The organism is Buttiauxella cochleicola (assembly GCF_021283185.1).
Lineage (GTDB): Bacteria > Pseudomonadota > Gammaproteobacteria > Enterobacterales > Enterobacteriaceae > Buttiauxella > Buttiauxella massiliensis.
On sequence record NZ_JAJSOS010000004.1, the window covers coordinates 119,779 to 137,357 of the forward strand.

At 51.9% G+C, this 17,579-nt stretch carries 16 protein-coding genes; 5 read left to right on the forward strand and 11 right to left on the reverse strand.

The features are described from left to right. From LVQ76_RS07710 to LVQ76_RS07730, 5 genes are read right to left on the reverse strand one after another with little or no spacing between them, the layout of a single operon-like run. Positions 1 to 1,641 (reverse strand): glycoside hydrolase family 13 protein, encoded by a 1,641-nt coding sequence (locus tag LVQ76_RS07710; RefSeq protein WP_232921344.1) that lies wholly within the window; start codon positions 1,639 to 1,641, stop codon positions 1 to 3. Positions 1,642 to 1,674: 33 nt separating this feature from the next. Then, positions 1,675 to 2,769, reverse strand: a complete 1,095-nt coding sequence (locus tag LVQ76_RS07715) for an ABC transporter ATP-binding protein (RefSeq protein WP_232921345.1) — start codon at positions 2,767 to 2,769, stop codon at positions 1,675 to 1,677. Between the two features lie 2 nt (positions 2,770 to 2,771). Continuing rightward, a complete protein-coding gene (locus tag LVQ76_RS07720; RefSeq protein WP_232921346.1) occupies positions 2,772 to 3,617 on the reverse strand; it encodes a carbohydrate ABC transporter permease in 846 nt (281 codons plus the stop codon). After that, the gene (locus LVQ76_RS07725) at positions 3,617 to 4,534 is read right to left on the reverse strand and encodes a carbohydrate ABC transporter permease (protein WP_232865884.1); all 918 of its coding nucleotides are present in this window, start codon (positions 4,532 to 4,534) and stop codon (positions 3,617 to 3,619) included. Before LVQ76_RS07725 ends, LVQ76_RS07720 begins: the two co-directional genes overlap by 1 nt. After that, the gene (locus LVQ76_RS07730; protein WP_154150323.1) at positions 4,535 to 5,800 is read right to left on the reverse strand and encodes an ABC transporter substrate-binding protein; all 1,266 of its coding nucleotides are present in this window, start codon (positions 5,798 to 5,800) and stop codon (positions 4,535 to 4,537) included. Between the two features lie 314 nt (positions 5,801 to 6,114). Here LVQ76_RS07730 and LVQ76_RS07735 point away from each other — a divergent pair, with 314 nt between their 5' ends. Further along, positions 6,115 to 6,423: a type II toxin-antitoxin system TacA family antitoxin gene (locus tag LVQ76_RS07735; RefSeq protein ID WP_232865885.1), complete on the forward strand. Its 309-nt coding sequence runs from the start codon at positions 6,115 to 6,117 to the stop codon at positions 6,421 to 6,423. Next, entirely contained in the window at positions 6,404 to 6,940 is a 537-nt protein-coding gene (locus LVQ76_RS07740) for a GNAT family N-acetyltransferase (protein ID WP_232865886.1), read from the forward strand. The genes LVQ76_RS07735 and LVQ76_RS07740 overlap by 20 nt, the downstream gene beginning before the upstream one ends. Before the next feature lie 183 nt (positions 6,941 to 7,123). Here the strand turns inward: LVQ76_RS07740 and LVQ76_RS07745 are convergent, their stop codons facing one another. The 4 genes from LVQ76_RS07745 to LVQ76_RS07760 are packed head-to-tail and all read right to left on the reverse strand — an operon-like array spanning position 7,124 to position 11,625. Continuing rightward, entirely contained in the window at positions 7,124 to 8,239 is a 1,116-nt protein-coding gene (locus LVQ76_RS07745; RefSeq protein ID WP_232921347.1) for a Gfo/Idh/MocA family protein, read from the reverse strand. A 2-nt stretch (positions 8,240 to 8,241) separates the two neighbouring features. Continuing rightward, the gene (locus LVQ76_RS07750) at positions 8,242 to 9,300 is read right to left on the reverse strand and encodes a sugar phosphate isomerase/epimerase family protein (RefSeq protein WP_232921348.1); all 1,059 of its coding nucleotides are present in this window, start codon (positions 9,298 to 9,300) and stop codon (positions 8,242 to 8,244) included. Continuing rightward, a complete protein-coding gene (locus LVQ76_RS07755) occupies positions 9,300 to 10,388 on the reverse strand; it encodes a Gfo/Idh/MocA family oxidoreductase (RefSeq protein WP_232921349.1) in 1,089 nt (362 codons plus the stop codon). Before LVQ76_RS07755 ends, LVQ76_RS07750 begins: the two co-directional genes overlap by 1 nt. Next, a complete protein-coding gene (locus LVQ76_RS07760; RefSeq protein ID WP_232921350.1) occupies positions 10,378 to 11,625 on the reverse strand; it encodes an MFS transporter in 1,248 nt (415 codons plus the stop codon). The genes LVQ76_RS07755 and LVQ76_RS07760 overlap by 11 nt, the downstream gene beginning before the upstream one ends. A gap of 306 nt (positions 11,626 to 11,931) precedes the next feature. On the opposite strand from LVQ76_RS07760, the gene LVQ76_RS07765 reads away from it, so the two are divergent. Further along, a complete protein-coding gene (locus tag LVQ76_RS07765) occupies positions 11,932 to 12,903 on the forward strand; it encodes a LacI family DNA-binding transcriptional regulator (RefSeq protein ID WP_232921351.1) in 972 nt (323 codons plus the stop codon). A gap of 55 nt (positions 12,904 to 12,958) precedes the next feature. On the opposite strand, the gene LVQ76_RS07770 is transcribed toward LVQ76_RS07765, so the two are convergent. Beyond that, entirely contained in the window at positions 12,959 to 13,384 is a 426-nt protein-coding gene (locus tag LVQ76_RS07770; protein WP_151993410.1) for an ester cyclase, read from the reverse strand. Between the two features lie 103 nt (positions 13,385 to 13,487). Between LVQ76_RS07770 and LVQ76_RS07775 the strand changes: the two genes are divergently transcribed. Beyond that, positions 13,488 to 14,423, forward strand: coding sequence for a LysR substrate-binding domain-containing protein (locus LVQ76_RS07775; protein WP_232921352.1), 936 nt, complete (start codon positions 13,488 to 13,490; stop codon positions 14,421 to 14,423). A gap of 33 nt (positions 14,424 to 14,456) precedes the next feature. On the opposite strand, the gene LVQ76_RS07780 is transcribed toward LVQ76_RS07775, so the two are convergent. Continuing rightward, a complete protein-coding gene (locus LVQ76_RS07780; protein ID WP_232921353.1) occupies positions 14,457 to 15,815 on the reverse strand; it encodes an esterase-like activity of phytase family protein in 1,359 nt (452 codons plus the stop codon). Positions 15,816 to 15,973: 158 nt separating this feature from the next. Here LVQ76_RS07780 and LVQ76_RS07785 point away from each other — a divergent pair, with 158 nt between their 5' ends. Then, positions 15,974 to 17,512 (forward strand): methyl-accepting chemotaxis protein, encoded by a 1,539-nt coding sequence (locus LVQ76_RS07785; protein WP_232921354.1) that lies wholly within the window; start codon positions 15,974 to 15,976, stop codon positions 17,510 to 17,512. Positions 17,513 to 17,579: the final 67 nt, after the last annotated feature.

Genomic DNA, 17,579 nt, shown 5'->3' on the forward strand with positions numbered 1-17,579 from the left:
TTACCTCCCGATTAATAAAGCAAAAGACTCATAAGGTTGTAGCTCGAGACTCACCGCCAACTGGTCGCGCGGTGCATAGTTGCTGATCAAACATTCCCCGTGCCAGTTCTGCATTTCAGGCGGAATGTCGAGCGTCAGGTGCTCGGCGGTAAAGTTGTTGATCACCAGCAAACGATCGTCACCCAACGTTCTGAGCCAGGCGAAAACCTGCGGATGGTCGCGCAAAACAGGCTGGAAATCGCCATAAACCAAAACCGGGTACTGTTTACGCAGCGCCACCATTTTCTGGTAATACCATAAGATTGAATCCGGTTCGGCGAGAGCCGTGGCCACATTTATCTGGCGATAATTCGGGTTCACCGCAATCCATGGACTGCCTGTGGTAAAACCTGCGTTCGGACCGTTGTCCCACTGCATCGGCGTGCGGGCGTTATCGCGCCCGTTAGCATGAATGCCGAGCATCATCTCTTCATGGCTGACGCCTTGCGCCAGTCGCTCGTGATAAAGATTCAGACTTTCAATGTCACGGTATTCGTCGATGTTCCCGAACCGCACGTTGGTCATGCCAATCTCTTCACCCTGATAGATATAAGGCGTGCCTTTCAGGCAGTGGAGCGCGGTGGCGAGCATTTTGGCCGACGGCTCACGAAACACCCCTTCGTCGCCAAATTTAGACACCGCGCGGGGTAAATCGTGGTTGCTCCAGAACAGTGAATTCCAGCCCTGGTGCGCAAGCGCGGTTTGCCATTTCTCAATCACCGCTTTGAAACTTGCCAGTTCAAACGGCTTGCTGCGCCATTTCCCGGCGTGCTCATCCCAGAACTGTTTGATGTGGTCAAACTGGAAAACCATGGAAAGTTCTTCGCGCTCTTCCCCGCTATAGAGCAGCGCGTCCTCAGGTGTGGCACTCCAGGCTTCACCGACCGTGACGTAATCTCCTTTGCCGAACGTGGCGCGGTTCATCTGGCGGATCAGCATGTGCAGATTTTTGCCGTTCGCCATAATCTGTGCGTCCACTTCTTTACCGATCAGGTCGATAACGTCCATGCGGAAACCGCCGATGCCTTTAGCAAGCCAGCGGTTCATCATTGCATGGACTTCATCGTGAACGCGCGGGTTGTCCCAGTTCAAATCCGGCTGGCGTTTTGAGAACTGGTGCAAGTAATATTCACCGCTGGCTTCGTCCAGTGCCCAGCCGCTGCCGCCAAAGTACGAGCGGAAATCGTTCGGCGGGCCGCCGTCTGCCGCAGGTTTGCGCCAGATATAAAAATCACGGAACGGGTTATCTTTCGATTTCAGCGCTTCGATAAACCAGGGGTGTTCATCAGAGGTGTGGTTGACGACGAGATCCATCAGGATATGAATATCGCGCTGTTTCGCCTGCGCAATCAGGGTTTCCATTTCCGCCATGGTGCCAAATTCGGCGGCAATATCTTGGTAGTCGGAAATGTCGTAGCCGTTGTCGTCCATCGGCGAGCGGTAAACGGGCGAGAGCCAAATCAGGTTGATGCCAAGCTGTTGCAGGTAGTCGAGTTTACTGATGATACCGTTAATGTCGCCAATACCATCACCGTTGCTGTCCATAAAACTGCGCGGATAGATTTGGTACACCACCGCATTGTGCCACCATTTTTTTTCCACTTTGTTTCTCCTTGTTTTGTCAGTCCATTCACCTTAAATTCGCACAAACGCCCGCCCGTCGCTGTTAAACAAATAGCAATTCTCAGGCGGCAGCCTCAGGCCGATGCGTCGGTCAGCTTTTATCTCAAGCCTGAAAGTATGGCGCATCACCAGCGGTTCGCTACCGTAACCACTATTTACGTAGAGCAACGTCTCGTTGCCCATCTGCTCAACGAATAAAATTTCCCCTTCGATATCCGCCTGCGCCAGTTCCGTTATCTGGATATGTTCCGGGCGGATCCCCAACTGCACTTTCTGCCCCTCAGGCACACCCGCGCCGTTGACCGGCAGCGAAATAAGCTGGCGGTTTTCCAGCATTACATCGGTGCGCTGGGCGTTGCCAGAAACCAAAACGCCGGGGATCAGGTTCATTTTTGGTGAACCGATAAACTGCGCGACAAACACATTTGCCGGGCGGTCGTACAATTCCAGTGGCGTGCCCACCTGCTCGATTTGCCCCTGGTTAAGCACTACGATGCGGTCGGCAAGCGTCATCGCTTCGACCTGGTCGTGAGTGACGTACAAAATAGTGGCGTTGATGCGTTTGTGCAGCGCGGCAATTTCCATGCGCATCTGCACGCGCAATGAAGCATCAAGGTTTGAGAGCGGTTCATCGAACAAAAACAGGCTCGGTTCGCGCACAATCGCCCGCCCGATCGCCACCCGCTGGCGCTGGCCGCCGGAGAGATCTTTTGGGCGACGGTCGAGCAAATGCTCGAGTTGCAAAATACGCGCGCTTTCACGCACTTTTTCGTCGATGGTTTTGAGCGGCAGCTTCGCCATTTCCAGCGCGAACGCCATATTCTGGTACACCGTCATATGCGGATAGAGCGCGTAAGACTGGAACACCATGCCGATACCGCGCTCTGACGGGGAATCGTCGTTTACACATACCCCGTCGATGCGCATCTCACCGCCGCTTATCTCCTCAAGGCCCGCAACCATGCGTAGCAGCGTTGATTTCCCGCAGCCGGACGGACCAACCACCACCACAAATTCCCCGCTGTTGATTTCCAGATCGAGCGGTTTGATCACCTCAGATGCCGCGCCGTAGCGTTTTTGAATTTTATCGAGTACGAGTTGCGCCATGGTTATCCCTTAATCGCTCCACTGGTAAGCCCGCTGACAATGCGTTTCTGGAAGATGAGCACCAGCACGATAATCGGCAGCGTCACCACCACCGACGCCGCCATAATGCTGCCCCACGGCAGCTCAAACGTTGAAGCGCCGCTGAACATGCTGATGGCGACCGGCACCGTGCGTTTGTCGCCAGAAATAATAAACGTCAGCGCAAACATGAACTCATTCCACGCGCCGATAAAGGCCAGCAACCCGGTGGTAACCAGCGCGGGGGCGAGAATTGGGGCAAACACCCGGCGAATAATGGTCCAGGTTTTCGCGCCATCAACAATCGCCGCCTCTTCCAGCTCAACGGGAATCGACTTCATAAAGGTAGTTAAAACCCAAACGGTGAACGGCAGCGAAAACGTGGTATACGAGAGCACCAGCGCGCCGAGCGAGTCATAAAGCCCGAGGAAACGCACCAGCTCAAACATGCCCGTCAACACTGCCACTTGCGGGAACATCGAGACACACAGAATGGTGAACAGCAGGAATTTACGCCCACGGAACGGCACGCGTGCCAGCGCAAAAGAGGCGGTAATCGACACCAGCAGGCAGATGCCGACGGTAATCGTCGCCACCAGCACCGAGTTAAGCAGGCTGCGGGCGATGCCGTTATCTACCAACGCGGTGACGTAGTTGCTCCAGTGGTAGCCGCTAGGTAAATAGGCGGGTAAAAATAGCTCCTGCCCGGTGCGTAACGACGTGATAATTGCGTAATAAAACGGGAAAACGCAGAACAGCACGGCACAGGTCGCGCCAACGAAGATAACCATGCTATGGCCGAATTTGCGCTGCCGACGGGTCATTTTCATCACCGCTTCTCCTTCTCGTTTAAACGTGAGACGCGGATAAAGCAGGCCGCAATGCCTGCCACCATCATAAACACCAGCACCGATGCCGCCGAACCCATGCCCATATCCTGATAGGAAATAATCTGCTCACGGGCATAACCGGAAACCGACATCGTCGCCTCGCTGTTGGAGGTCAGCACGAAGATCAGATCGAAAATGCGCATCGCGTCCATCACGCGGAAAATCAGCGCCACAATCATTGCCGGCATAATCAACGGCAGCGTAATACGTTTAAACCGCTGCCACGGGCTGGCACCATCCACACGCGCCGCCTCGTACAGATCGCTGGGGATCAGTTGCAGTGCTGCCAGTAACATCAGTGCCATAAACGGCGTGGTTTTCCAGACATCGGCAATCACCACCGCCCACATGGAAAGCGACGGCTCGGCAATCCACGCCAGATGTGCCTGATAGCCAAATATTTTCGCCAGTAAATCGTTCACTACGCCGTACTGGTCGTGGAACATCCAGCCCCACATTTTGGCGCTGACGATGGTCGGAATCGCCCACGGCACCAGAATCGCGGTGCGCACTAAGCCCTGGCCGCGAAATTTCTGGTTCATTAGCAGCGCCAGCAACATCCCCAGGAATAGCTCGATGCCAACCGATACCACGGTAAACCACAAGGTATTGCCGACAGCCTGCCACCACAGCGGGTCAACCAACACGCCGCTGCTGTCGCCGTCATGTGTCGCGTAATAGTTTGCCAGCCCCACCATCTGGTACTCGGACGGGTTGTCGAGCATCGCGTTGGTGAAGCTGAAAAAGAAGGTACGCACCAGCGGCCATCCCGCCGCCAGTGCCAGAAGTAACAGCGCTGGCGCCACCAGTATCCATGCGATACGGCGACGCCGTTGTTGATAGCCTGTATGTGCCAATTAATGCCAGTCCTTACCCTTCACGCGCTCAAGGCGTTTTTGCAGATCGGCTACTGCAGTTTTGCCATCGCTGCTGCCGTTGAGCACTTTAAAGGTCACGTTAAAGATGGCGTTAGAGACGCGCGGATACTGGCTTTTGGTGGCCGTTGCCGGACGAGGAACTGCATTGGCGAAGATATCCTTAAACATCGTCAGATGCGGTGCGGTTTCCAGAACCGCTTTGTCTTCATACAGGGCCGAACGCGTAGGTGCGAAGCCGAGATATTTCAGCTGCATTTTCTGCGAATCAGCATCGGTGAGGATTTTCAGCAGCGCAATCGCTGCATCTTTGTTTTTGGTGTTGGCATTGACGGACCACTGCCAACCACCCAGGGCGTTGGCTGATTTACCATCCGGCCCGGCCGGAAGCGGTGCTACGCCGACTTTGCCTTTCAGCGGACTATCCGCGCCTTGCGAGAGCAGATACGCGTACGGCCAGTTGCGCATAAACAGCGCATCGCCATTCTGGAACACCGCTCGCGATTCTTCTTCTTTGTAACCCAGCGCCCCTTTCGGCGTGATTTTACCAATCCAGCCAGCGACCATATCCAGCGCCGCAGCCGCTTTCGGGTTGTTAATGGTCACGTTCCCTTTTTCGTCGATAAAGGTGCCGCCGCCGTAAGAGTCAATCCACTCCAGCGCGTTACAAGTCAGCCCTTCATACGATTTGCCCTGGAAGATCATCCCCCAGAAGTTTTTGTGCCCCGCTTTGCGCTCTTCTTCCTGAATTTTGGTCGCGATGCGCGTCAGATCTTCCCAGGTTTTCGGCGGCTGCTCGTTGTACTTTTCCAGCAGGTCTTTGCGGTAATAGAGCACACCGGTATCCAGATACGCCGGCACCGCTTTCACTTTACCGTTCACCGTGTCGTTCGCCCACGGGCCAGGGAAGAAATCGCCTTTCATATCGCCGACTGCATCGGTTAAATCGAGAGTCTGTTTATCAAGTAACCCTACCCAGATGGTGTCCGACTGGAACAAGTCCACCGCCTTTTCATCTTTGGCGGCAAACAGTTGTTGTAGCAGAGCCAGCTTTTCGTCAGACGCCGCCGGGAACTCGATAAACTCCAGCTTGTTGCTGGTCTGTTTTTCAAAACGGTCTTTGACGTATTTGCAGTATTCCTTACCGCCAGGCGAGATCGGGCATTCCATGCGCAGGGTATCGGCAAACGCAGCGTTAGAAACGCCCGCAAGCGCTAAGGTAATAAGACTTAACGTCAGCTTTTTCATTGTTTCCTCTTTTGTTCAGACCAAACCGGAGGGAGTGTGTTTTAAACGCACCAATAAAAAAGCTAGTTAACAATCGAGCCAGACGGCAACTTAGCTGGCTAACCTTTGCACGATTTTTCGACGCGGTGCACGTAACGTTATTTTTTATTTCACTTTTTCGTGAGACGGGCTACAAGGATTTTCATACGGTTAATAGCCGTACTAATTGACAGGAATTTATGACTAGCGTAAATTGTGAACATACGGCTGTTAGCCGTATAAGAATTCTAAGTAAAGGCATATTCCGCGCCAGGTAAAAGTTTAGAGAGGTAAATATGTCCAAAGTAGCGGTATTTCCGGGTGACGGTCGAAGCGTCAAAAATGCGCGGGTGGAACTCAAAACCAGCGCCGAATTAAAAGATATGCTTCGCGAAGCGGCTACGGCTGCGGGTTTGGATTTGAGTGCGTTTATCTTAAATGCAGCTTTGGAAAGAGCAGAAAGCGTGCTGGACAATCAGCGTCGCCGACAGCTTTCCACTCAAAGTTGGCAGCAAGTGAACCAACTTCTTTCTGAACCTGCGGCACCAACGCTGGCGTTACAAGCGTTAATGCGGAGAAAGAAAGATGGTCGACACACTAAATGATCAATTCGATGTCATGGTTTGTGCCTACCAGGCTGATATCACCTACCCTGGTAATAAGCATTTTGATTGCGGGAATGCAGTCATTAACTCTTATGTGCGCAATTCTTTAAAGAAAAGTGTTAAGGATGGAAATTGCGCTGCTAAGGCGTTAATTGATTCAAGGACAGGTGAACTTCTTGGGGCATGTACCTTCACTGGTTACTCTCTCGATAAGGGAAAGTTAGCGGGTGTTTTCTCAGGTTCCTTACCCAATGAGGTCAGTGTAATACGCCTGATAATGTTAGGCGTGGCCACTAAAGAACAAAATAAAGGCTACGGGCAAGACTTGCTTATGGAGTTTTTTGAGCAAGTGAAATTAATCCATGAGTCACTACCTGTGAAAGGTGTGTATTTGGATGCGGATCCGCAGGCGATCAATTTTTACTCTCGTCTTGGATTTGTGCAACTCAAAGAACCGCCAAACGCGTTTGGTGCAGTTCCGATGTTTCTGGCTATTCAGCATATCCTGGCTGCTTAGCGAAAAAACACGCTTCGGCGTAACACCGTTCACTTAAGCCAATGAATTAGGGGAAATACCGGGATTTGGTTCCCGGAGGGACGCCAAACCCGATGGTCGCCCCGGAAATTTCGTTCTTAAACTAACGGCGTTACGCTTCGGTGGGTTTTCATCTTCACTCCATGGCTGAGTGAAACATGAAACTCACCACTCCAGCCATTCCCCCCCGCGCTTGCTACTCTCTCGCACAGTCTCGATAAATTTCATCCCCGCAACCCCTTCGGCAATGCCCGGTAGCCACGGTGCATCGCCACCGCGAATTTTAACAGCCGCTTCACGGTAGATTTGCGCAAAACCTTCCAGATAACCTTCCGGGTGCCCTGCAGGTGTGCGGCACTGGTGGCGTACGGAATCATGGTTATTGACACCGTTTCGCGTGACAACGTAACTGTTTCCGTGATGCGGATGGATTTCCAGGATTTCTGGCTGTTGCTGGCGGAAACTGATTGTCGCCCTGCTTCCCACGATACGCAGGCGCAGATCGTTTTCAAAACCGGGAGCCACCTGGCTTGCCCACAAACGCCCGCGCGCACCGTTGGCGTAACGCATTTCAGCGTACACTTCGTCGTCCAGAACGCGGCCTGGAATACGTGTCAGCAATTCGCCACGCACGGTTTCTGGCTCCATACCGCTGACAAACGCCGCGAGTTGCCAGGCATGAGTGCCGATATCACCAATCGCACCGGCACCCGCCATAGCCGGGTTTCCGCGCCAGCTCGCCTGTTTATTGTCGGTCAACTCCAGCCTGTCGTTGAGCCAGTCCTGCAAATACTCCACTTCGATGGCGCGAATATCACCGATTTCACTGTTAGCAATGCGCGCTCGGGCTTCGCGCACCATCGGTAACGCGCTGTAGTTATGAGTCAGAATAAATTGCAGACCGGTAGCGTCGATAATCTGCGCCAGGGCCTGGGCCTCGGCAAGCGTTACCCCAAGCGGTTTGTCGCAGATAACGTGAATACCGTGTTCCAGGAAGACTTTTGCTACCGGAACGTGCAGATGGTTGGGGGTGACAATCGAGACGACTTCAATGCCGTCCGGGCGCGATGCCTCGCTTTGCGCCATTTCCAGCCAACTGGCATAACAGCGAGAGTCTTCGATAAACAGCGCTTCACCGCTGCGTTTTGCCACTTCCGGCGAGGATGAAAATGCCCCGGCAACCAGCTCAAACTGGTCATCCAGCCGTGCCGCGATACGGTGCACGCCGCCGATAAACGAGCCTTCACCACCGCCGACCATACCTAAACGAATACGTTTCATGGTTACTCCTCCAGCCCGAGCATGCGACGCACCGCTGATTTGTCGCTGTCGCGCAGCGCAAAGTCGTCAAAGGCATATTCGGCAACCGGAATAATGTGTTCCGAGATAAATTTTGCTCCTTCCCGCGCGCCTGCATCGCCTGCTTTCAGGCAACACTCCCATTCAAGCGTAGCCCATCCGCTGTAGTCATATTGCGCAAGTTTGCTGAAGATGCCGTTGAAATTAACCTGCCCGTCGCCGAGGGATCGAAAACGCCCAGGGCGCTCAATCCATGGCTGATAACCGGCATAAACACCGCTTTTTGCCGAAATTTGAAACTCGGCATCTTTGACGTGAAAAGCTTTGATTCGTGCATGGTAGTGGTCGATAAAACCGAGGTAATCCATGTGTTGCAGCAGCATATGACTTGGGTCATAGAGAATATTGCAGCGCGGGTGGTTATCAACCAATGCCAGAAAACGCTCGAACGTGACACCATCATGCAAATCTTCGCCGGGGTGCAGCTCAAAACAGACATCTACGCCCCCGTCGTCGAAGCAGTCCAGAATCGGCTTCCAACGGGCAGCAAGTTCATGAAACGCTTCATCAAGCAGTTGCTCATTGCGCGGCGGCCACGGGTAAAAATAGGGCCAGGCCAGTGCGCCAGAGAATGTCGCGTGCGCATTTAAGCCTAAGTTTTGCGAGGCTCGAGCGGCTTGTTTCAGGCTGTTTACCGCCCATTGCTGACGCGCAATGGCATCGTGCGCCAGTTCCGGTGGAGCGAATCCGGCAAATGCCGCGTCATATGCCGGATGCACGGCGACCAGTTGCCCCTGCAAATGGGTTGAAAGCTCGCTGATTTCCAGTCCAACATTTGCCAGCATATTGCGAATTTCAGCACAGTACTCCTGGCTTTCAGCGGCTTTGGCGAGGTCGAATATATGTGGCAGATGCGTGGGGATTTGCGCCGCTTTATAGCCCAGACCCGCAGCCCAGGCCGCTAAGGTGTCGAGTGAGTTAAACGGCGGCTGGTCGGATATAAACTGTGAGAGAAATATGGACGGCCCTTTCAGGGTTTTCATTACAACATCTCCTTAATTAAAACCGTGCGTTGCTCGCGAACGGCAAGGTCTGCCGCCAGCACTACGGCCAGGCTTTCAACCGCCTGCTGCAAGTGCTGCGAAAGATCGCTATCGTCGAAAATGGCGCGGGCAAAAAACTGTTGTTCGAGTTGGCACAAGGCAAAGTGATCGGGCTCATCGCTTGCCGTTACCCATTCATCCAGGTGAACAAACTCGCCCTGTGCGTTTAATTGAGAGTGATGAACGCGCAGTGATTCAGTGCGCGTGTGCGCCTCGACATTGGCGGATTGCCCTTCGCCAGCGGCTTCGCGGGCGATAATCGAAACAGAACCTTGTGGGCCAATCACATCTTTAATAAAGAATGCCGTCTGGCTCATCATCGGCCCCCATCCCGCCTCATACCAGCCGACGGAGCCGTCTTCAAAACGTACCTGAAGCTGGCCGTAGTTGAACTGCTCGGATGGGATTTCATCGCTTAAGCGCACGCCAATAGCGCTCACCGACTGTGGGGTGGATTGCACCATTTGGCACATCACATCCAGATAATGCACACCGCAATCGACGATTGGCGAAAGCGACTGCAACAGCATTTTATGGGTGTGCCAGGCGCTGGCGCTGCTTTGCTGGTTGAGGTTCATGCGCATCACCAGCGGTTTGCCCAGTCCGTGGGATAACTCAATAAACTGCTGCCACACCGGGTGGTGGCGCAGGATGTAGCCGACCACCAGTTTTTTACCTGCCAGCCGCGCGGTGGCAATAACGCGTTTCGCCCCGCTCACCGTGGTGGCAAGCGGTTTTTCGAGGAACACATGGCAGCCTGCGGCGAGCGCCGTTAATGCCAACGCTTCATGAGAGTCGGGCCAGGTGGCGATGCACACGGCATCGGGCTGAGTTTGTGCAATCGCCAGTTTTAAATCATCAAATAGTGGGATATCCGCTGCGAGTCGAGCTTTCAACCGGGCTTTAGAATCCCCACGGGCCACCAGCCCGCAGAGAGTAAATTCGTCCAGGTGCTGATACGCAAGGCTGTGGGCAGCCCCCATATTCCCGCAGCCCACAACCAGCACGCGCAGCGGCTTATTTGCCATGCTGCTCGCCCTCTTTATAGTTGAAACTAAAGAAGAAGATCGCCGCAATCACCACCGCTGCTATCGCTGGCATCCACCAGAATTGTTGCCATTGCAGCAAGCCTTCGGCCCCTTGTGCGGTGACCGAGCGGTTAAATACCGCGCCGCTAATTTGCGAACCTATCAACATCCCAAGCCCGTATGTGAACAGTACCAGCAGGCTTTGCGCCTGGCCTTTCACTTTGTTGCCCGCCACTTTATCGGTATAGATAAAGCCGATCACAAAGAAGAAGTCGTAACATACCCCATGCAGAATGATGCCGATGTAGATCATCCAGCGTGTCTCTTCGGTGATGCCCAGAGCAAACATCGCGTAACGTGCAAACCATGCCAGCATACCGATAAGCAGCATCATTTTGATGCCCAGACGGCGGAAGAAGAACGGAATCAATAGCATAAACAGCAGCTCAGACATCTGCCCTAATGCCATCACTCCACTGACGTTCTCGAAGCCAACCGCGGAAATAAACGGTGCGGCGTAAGCGTAATAAGCCGCCAGAGGAATAGAGATAAGCGTGGCGCAGATGATAAACACCATAAAGTGGCGCTGTTTAAGCAGTGCGAAAGCATCTGCACAAACCAGGTCGCGCATCGACAGCGGTTTGCCGCGATCTGGCGCGGGCGTATTGGGCAGCGTAAAGCTGTAAATCCCTAATACCACGGAAGCGACTGCCGCCAGAGTGAAGATACCAGTGCTGTCTGAAAGACCGCTGGTGCCGACAATCAGCCCCGCCACAATCCAACCGATGGTGCCGAACGCACGCACAATCGGGAACCCTTTTTCGCTGTTTGCCAGGCTGTGGAACGCTACATTGTTGCTCAGCGCAATGGTTGGCATGTAGCAAAGCATGTAGCCGAAGATTATCCACAACAGGCCGCTTTGCCCGCTTTCAAACGCGCCCGGCAACCACCACAGCAATGCCGCGCCAATCAGGTGCAACACGCCGAGGACTTTTTGCGAGGCAAAGAAACGGTCCACCAGCATGCCGAGGACAAATGGCGACAAAATGGAAGCAATCGGCCCGGTGGAATACGCATCACCAATTAGCGCGCTCAAGCCGTATTTACCCATCACCACCCCGAGGGTGACATACCAGGCCCCCCAGACGAAAAACTCGAGAAACATCATTAACGACAGGCGTGGGATCACCCATTTATGGGTAACCACTTGTGCCCCAACGGCCGACTGAGAAGACATAAATCCTCCGGTACAGAGTTTGCATTTGTTATTGTTGTTTACCCTAAATAATTCGTGATGCAGGAAGGCGGCAATCGAAGGCATCCCGATGAGCTGACTCAAGTAAGTGATTCGGGTAACTGAGTGCGGCCAACGAACCTGCAACGCGAAGTATGACGGGTAAATTTTGTAATCGATTACATTCGCATATCAATAAAAATGTAATCGATTTCATTGAGACTTCCATCATGCGGGTGAATTATTTGGTAGTATTGATTCGAATCTGGAATGTGGTTCACAAATCAACCGATCGTGCAAAGGATCAACATGTCGATAGATAAAGTGGCGCGAATTGCTGGTGTTTCTACCGCGACTGTTTCCCGGGTGTTAAACGGCAACCCTGCCGTTAAACCGGACACGCGCGACAAAGTGCTGGCGGCGATCGAGGCGTGTGAATACCAACCTAACCTGCTGGCACGCCAGTTACGCACTTCACGCAGCCGTATGTTGCTGGTGCTGGTGTCGAACATCACTAACCCTTTCTGCGCGCGCGTGGTGCGCGGCATTGAAGAAGAAGCGGAAAAGCACGGCTACCACATTCTGCTGTGCAATTCTGAATCCCGCCTGACGCGTGAATCGGCCTATTTGCGCCTGTTAAGCGGCAAAGTGGTTGATGGTGTTATCACCATGGATGCCATCAGTTGCTTGCCGGGGCTAACCACGCTAATTGGCGATTCGCCATGGGTGCAATGTGGCGAAGGCGATCCAGGTTATAACGCATCATCGGTGACCATTGATAACTTCAAAGCGGCTTCCGCCGCGGTCAATCACCTGATGACATCTGGCTATAAGCGCATTGCGCTGATTAACGGCGATTTGCGTTATCTCTACTCGCAACAGCGTGAAGCCGGTTATCGCGCAGCCTGTGGCAAAAACTGGCAAGCGGTAGTCTATGCCGACAGCCTCGAATACCAGGCTGGCATACAAGCGATGGCCGAACTGTTTACCCTGCCGGAACCGCCAGATGCGGTATTTGCCATTTCTGACGCACTGGCAGGTGGTGCGCTGCATTACGCCCACGAACAAGGGCTGCGCGTGCCTGAAGATGTGGCAATTATGGGCTTTGACGGCGTGCCGTTTGGCTCCGTCACCTACCCGCCGCTCACCACCATCGAACAGCCGATGCACCAGCTCGGTGTTCGCAGCGTGCAGTTGCTGCTCGAGCGCATTGATAACCCGGAAGTTGAAACCGTGAATGAGATTCTGGACTGGAAGTTATTGGTACGGGGATCGGTGTAGGTTTTTTGTAAAAAATAAACGCTGAATCTGCATTCAGCGCTTTACTTATATTCCGTTATTGATAGTCAATAATACCAACCTGCTTCGCCATGAATAATTCATTTCTCTCGACGATCTCTTCGACTACTTTCCCTTCGGCATTAAAGCGGAAATAAGTCAGTGCGGTCCACGTCACATCTTTGCCATGGACATCAAATCCATGCCAGGTATTAGAACCACGCGCCACATGTTTCAGATGAACCACGACGACATCTTCAGTGATGACTTCTTTGCTGAATGTCGTGACAATAGATTCATAGCGATTAATTACATGTTCAAGCAGTGCATTTTTGAAGTTTTCAACGCCATGAATAGGTGCGTCACAATCAGGTCGATGAATAATAACGTCCTTGTCAAAATACTCTTTAACGCGATCTGCATCTTTTCCATCAACGCAATATTTAAAGTATTTTTTCACTGTCTCAAGATTATTTAAACTCATCGTAATAACTCCGGGGTGATTAATTAAAATCGAGTATATGGATGTTTGTGGTATGCGTAAATAACATATATATTGCATGTGGTATGCAAAAAATGGATATCTTATGAAACTCGATAGACTTGAACGCTGGGCAACAGTCAGGCACTTTCGCCTGGCAATCGCCCTTTTCGAATACGGCAGTGTTCTTCACGCTTCCCGATCGCTGAATGTCTCGCAACCTACAGCCAGTAAGCTACTTCTCGATCTTGAAGATGCGGTCGGGGCAAAACTATTCCTAAGAAATCGCCGTGGGGTTACCCCCACTGAACTGGGGCGCGCATTTGTTGACCGCAGCAAAATGGTGCTGGCACAGCTCGACCATGTCTCGCAGGCCATCAGTGCGTTGGGAACGGGTCATGCCGGAAGAGTCGCTATTGGCAGTTTATTAACCGGTTCGAGTTATCTGGTTCCCGCAGCTATTGCTAAGCTGAGTATTTCACGGCCCGAAATACGCATAAAAATTATTGAAGGTGTCAGCGGAGAGTTATTACCGCGACTGGTTTCTGGTGAACTGGATTTTTTAATTGGTCGATTATCGGATATTAGTTCCAGTGCTGTAGTTTCTCAGGAAGCCTTATTTAGTGAAAACGCGATAGTTGTCGCCCGTAAAGGCCATCCATTGGAACAAAATCTACACATATCCATTGAAGAATTAAAAAAGGAAGCATGGATATTACCGCCAATTGAAACCACTCTACGTAAACAATTTAATAATACATTTTACAATGAAAATATCGATCCGCCCCATGCCACTATCGAGACTGTTTCATTCTTTAATATATTATGGCTTTTAAAAAAGACTGACTTATTAGGTATTCTGCCACATTCCATCGTTACGGATATTACTTATAGTAATGATCTTGTGCGCTTGCCGTCATTTGAACCGCTGGTTCTTGAGCAGATAGGTATTTCCAGGTTGATGGGAAGTGAACTCTCACCTGCTGCAACGGCGTTGGTGGAGTCCATTCGAAATGTAATGGCAAGTTCATCGGCGGAATAACTTAGGGGCAACGTTTCCGTTGCCCCTAGAAAACTACTTTAACGCTTCCGGCAACTTAATCACCCAAAGCTCATTTTGTGACTCAGGTTTTTCCAGCAGTTTTAAGGATATTTTTGTCGCGACTTCTTTTCCTTCGCGAGTTAAATGCCCTTTGCCATCCACTTCGTAATCGTCGGCCTTTTTCGCGTCAGCATCAGGGTTTTCCAGCACCGGCTGTAAACCGAAATCATTGTCGTTAATCACCGCAATAGTTTGGTTATCAATCAATGTCATCCCTTCGGCTTTTTCCTGCTGCCAGCCCAGTTTGCGCAAGTCGACGACTTCTTTTTTGCTCGCCAGTTTAATACCGCGCGCTTGCAGTTGTGCCACGTCGTCAAATTCTGGTGCTTTGTCTTTATCAAACGAACTCAGATCGCTGGCCTGGCTAAGATCAACCACATAAACCAGGTTGCGCATGACTTTGTTTTTGTCGCCACCCTGCTCAATCAGCAACAGGCGGTTGTTATCCAGTGCGACGATGTCACCAATTTTAGCGTCTTTGGCTTTCTTATAGACATCTACGTCAATCGGATAACCGTACATTTCCGTTTTGCCGGTTTCCGGGTTAAAGCTCACCAGACGGGTAAACTGCGCGCTGTTTTTGCTTTTCCCGTCGATATCCAACGTACTTTGCACGGCGGCGATAATACGCCCGTCGGGCATGCGTGTAATCCCTTCAAAACCACGGTTAGCCTGACGCCATTTGATAATATTCGGCAAGCCACCCGCCACACCCTGCTCACCTTGTTCTGCTTGCGGGCCATATTTTTTGAGGATTTTGCCATTAGCGTCGATATTGATGATGAACGGGCCATATTCGTCACACAACCAGTAACCACCCTTGCCGTCCGGGGTGATCCCTTCGGTATCCAGGCCACGTTTATCACTCGATAACTGCTGCAAGGTATCGCTCAGAGCGATTTCGTTGGTTGCACCAATCAAACCTTCCGGCAGCGGTAAACCGCTGATAGGGCCATTCTCATCATGTAACGCATGTGCATCGGTAGCCAGGGCTTTGCCATCAGTAACGCGGATGGTCATCAGTAATGGTGTAAATTTCGGGTTGGCAAAAATCTTCGAGTCTTTTTTACCGGCTTTCGGGGAATCGGCATTCGGACCGCGATCCGTCACCGTAGCAAACACCAGCGCATCGCCATCTTTACGAATAAATTGCAGCCCCGAGCCCACGCCAACCGGTAAACCATCCGGGAAGTTGCTGGCATAAGACCCTTTGTATTCAACATGGTCACCTTGCGGAAATGTGACAACGTAACGGTCAACCTGCGGTTGTGCTGCCTGACTTGCCAGAGGAAATAAAGAGGTCAATAACAGCGCAAATGGTTTTAATTTCATGATGTTCGCATCCCTTATTTTGGTCATCGATTTATAAAGCAGCCTTATGACAGAAATATGACGAAAATAAGTCCGCTAAATTTCTCGCCCCGAATGCCGATAACCCACAAGCACTGGCTGAAACGAGTCAGGTTTATTTCTAACGATAAGGGTATTTCATGTCCGTAAGGCGTTTTTCTATTTTAGTTTTCAGCACATTGCTGCTTATTTTCTTAATCAGCACAGCTTCCAACATCTGGTCACTCACCCGTAGCAACCAATCTCTGGATAATGTAAATCGCGAAATCCGTGTGGTGTTATCGGTAATCGACCCAATCAACCACAGCCGCACCATGCGTGTTCGTGCCATGGAAGCGTTAGAAGAGCGTGAACAAGGGTTAAACGATCAGGGGCAACAGGCACTCAACGGCGCACAATCGGTACTTGAGAAGGCAAACGCCGCATTTCAGGCTTATTTTGAGGAACCAAAACAGCCTGGTGAACAGGTGTTGACTGATTCCTACCAGAGCGCGTTTGTGAATTATCGTGAGCAAGGCTTACAGCCTCTGCTGGATGCTGTCCGCGCCAACGACATTCCGCGTGCTCGTGCGCTGGTGACATCCACCCTGCCACAACTGGATAAGCAATTTGAAGTCGCACTGGATAAATTACTGGCATTCCGCCAGCAGTATGCGCAGCAGCTCAACAAAGATGCTCAATCTGGTTTCAAACAGAGCCTGATGAGTATCGCGATTTTTGCACTGATCTTCGCCGTTATTCTCGGTGCAGTGTTCTGGCTGCTGAAAAAACGGGTACTCAACGAACTGGATAAAGCCAAAGAGCATTGCACTGAAATCGCCAGCGGTATGTTGCATACGCCGATTGTTGCCAGTGCCAATGACGAGATTGGTGCGATGATGCGCGAGCTTGAGCAAATGCGTGTATCACTGGCAAGCATTATTGGCCAGGTGCGCGAGTCCAGCCAAACCGTAGCATACGCCTCCGAAGAAATTGCCGCCGGTAACACCGACCTTTCTGCACGCACCGAAGAGCAAGCGTCATCGCTGGGTGAAACTGCGGCCAGCATGGAACAGTTAACCGTGACGGTGAAATCTACTTCCGACAATTCTCACCAGGCAAATAAGCTGGCAAATGGCATGTTGATTGCCGCCAATGACGGCAACGAGATTGTTAGCGAGGTGATTGATTCAATGCGTAATATTGAGTCCAGTTCCAGCAAAATCGACAACATAATCAGCATTATCGAAGACATTGCTTTCCAGACCAATATTCTGGCGCTGAACGCCGCGGTTGAAGCCGCACGCGCAGGCGAACAAGGCCGCGGGTTTGCCGTTGTAGCAACAGAGGTACGCAACCTGGCTCAGCGTTCATCGGTGGCCGCAAAAGAGATCAAAGAGCTTATTGAGCTTTCTGGCGAGCAGGTCAATATCGGTAGCAGTCTGGTGAACCGTGCGGGCGAAAGCATGCAGCGTATTTCCAACGCTATCAAAGAAGTGACCGGGCTGATGGAAGAGATTGCGGTGTCTACAGGCGAGCAAAGCCGCGGTATCGAGCAGATTAACCAGGCTGTGGTGCAAATGGATGTGGTGACGCAGCAGAATGCCGCGTTGGTGGAACAAGCGTCGGCGGCGGCAATGTCGCTTAAAGAGCAGTCGCAAGCGTTAAATGAAACGGTAGCGGTATTTAAGCTCGCGTGATGTGTATTAGCTCAGACCTGAGCTGACATCGTCATACCATCGAGCTTAACCTGATGTGACAGTCCGC

Bases quoted from the DNA above. Each gene is read 5' to 3' on its own strand.
- LVQ76_RS07775 (WP_232921352.1), top strand. From the start codon at position 13,488: ATGAAACTCGATAGACTTGAACGCTGGGCAACAGTCAGGCACTTTCGC.
- LVQ76_RS07720 (WP_232921346.1), bottom strand. From the start codon at position 3,617: ATGAAAATGACCCGTCGGCAGCGCAAATTCGGCCATAGCATGGTTATC.
- LVQ76_RS07785 (WP_232921354.1), top strand. From the start codon at position 15,974: ATGTCCGTAAGGCGTTTTTCTATTTTAGTTTTCAGCACATTGCTGCTT.
- LVQ76_RS07750 (WP_232921348.1), bottom strand. From the start codon at position 9,300: ATGAAAACCCTGAAAGGGCCGTCCATATTTCTCTCACAGTTTATATCC.
- LVQ76_RS07780 (WP_232921353.1), bottom strand. From the start codon at position 15,815: ATGAAATTAAAACCATTTGCGCTGTTATTGACCTCTTTATTTCCTCTG.
- LVQ76_RS07765 (WP_232921351.1), top strand. From the start codon at position 11,932: ATGTCGATAGATAAAGTGGCGCGAATTGCTGGTGTTTCTACCGCGACT.
- LVQ76_RS07760 (WP_232921350.1), bottom strand. From the start codon at position 11,625: ATGTCTTCTCAGTCGGCCGTTGGGGCACAAGTGGTTACCCATAAATGG.
- LVQ76_RS07730 (WP_154150323.1), bottom strand. From the start codon at position 5,800: ATGAAAAAGCTGACGTTAAGTCTTATTACCTTAGCGCTTGCGGGCGTT.
- LVQ76_RS07745 (WP_232921347.1), bottom strand. From the start codon at position 8,239: ATGAAACGTATTCGTTTAGGTATGGTCGGCGGTGGTGAAGGCTCGTTT.
- LVQ76_RS07740 (WP_232865886.1), top strand. From the start codon at position 6,404: ATGGTCGACACACTAAATGATCAATTCGATGTCATGGTTTGTGCCTAC.
- LVQ76_RS07735 (WP_232865885.1), top strand. From the start codon at position 6,115: ATGTCCAAAGTAGCGGTATTTCCGGGTGACGGTCGAAGCGTCAAAAAT.
- LVQ76_RS07755 (WP_232921349.1), bottom strand. From the start codon at position 10,388: ATGGCAAATAAGCCGCTGCGCGTGCTGGTTGTGGGCTGCGGGAATATG.
- LVQ76_RS07715 (WP_232921345.1), bottom strand. From the start codon at position 2,769: ATGGCGCAACTCGTACTCGATAAAATTCAAAAACGCTACGGCGCGGCA.
- LVQ76_RS07770 (WP_151993410.1), bottom strand. From the start codon at position 13,384: ATGAGTTTAAATAATCTTGAGACAGTGAAAAAATACTTTAAATATTGC.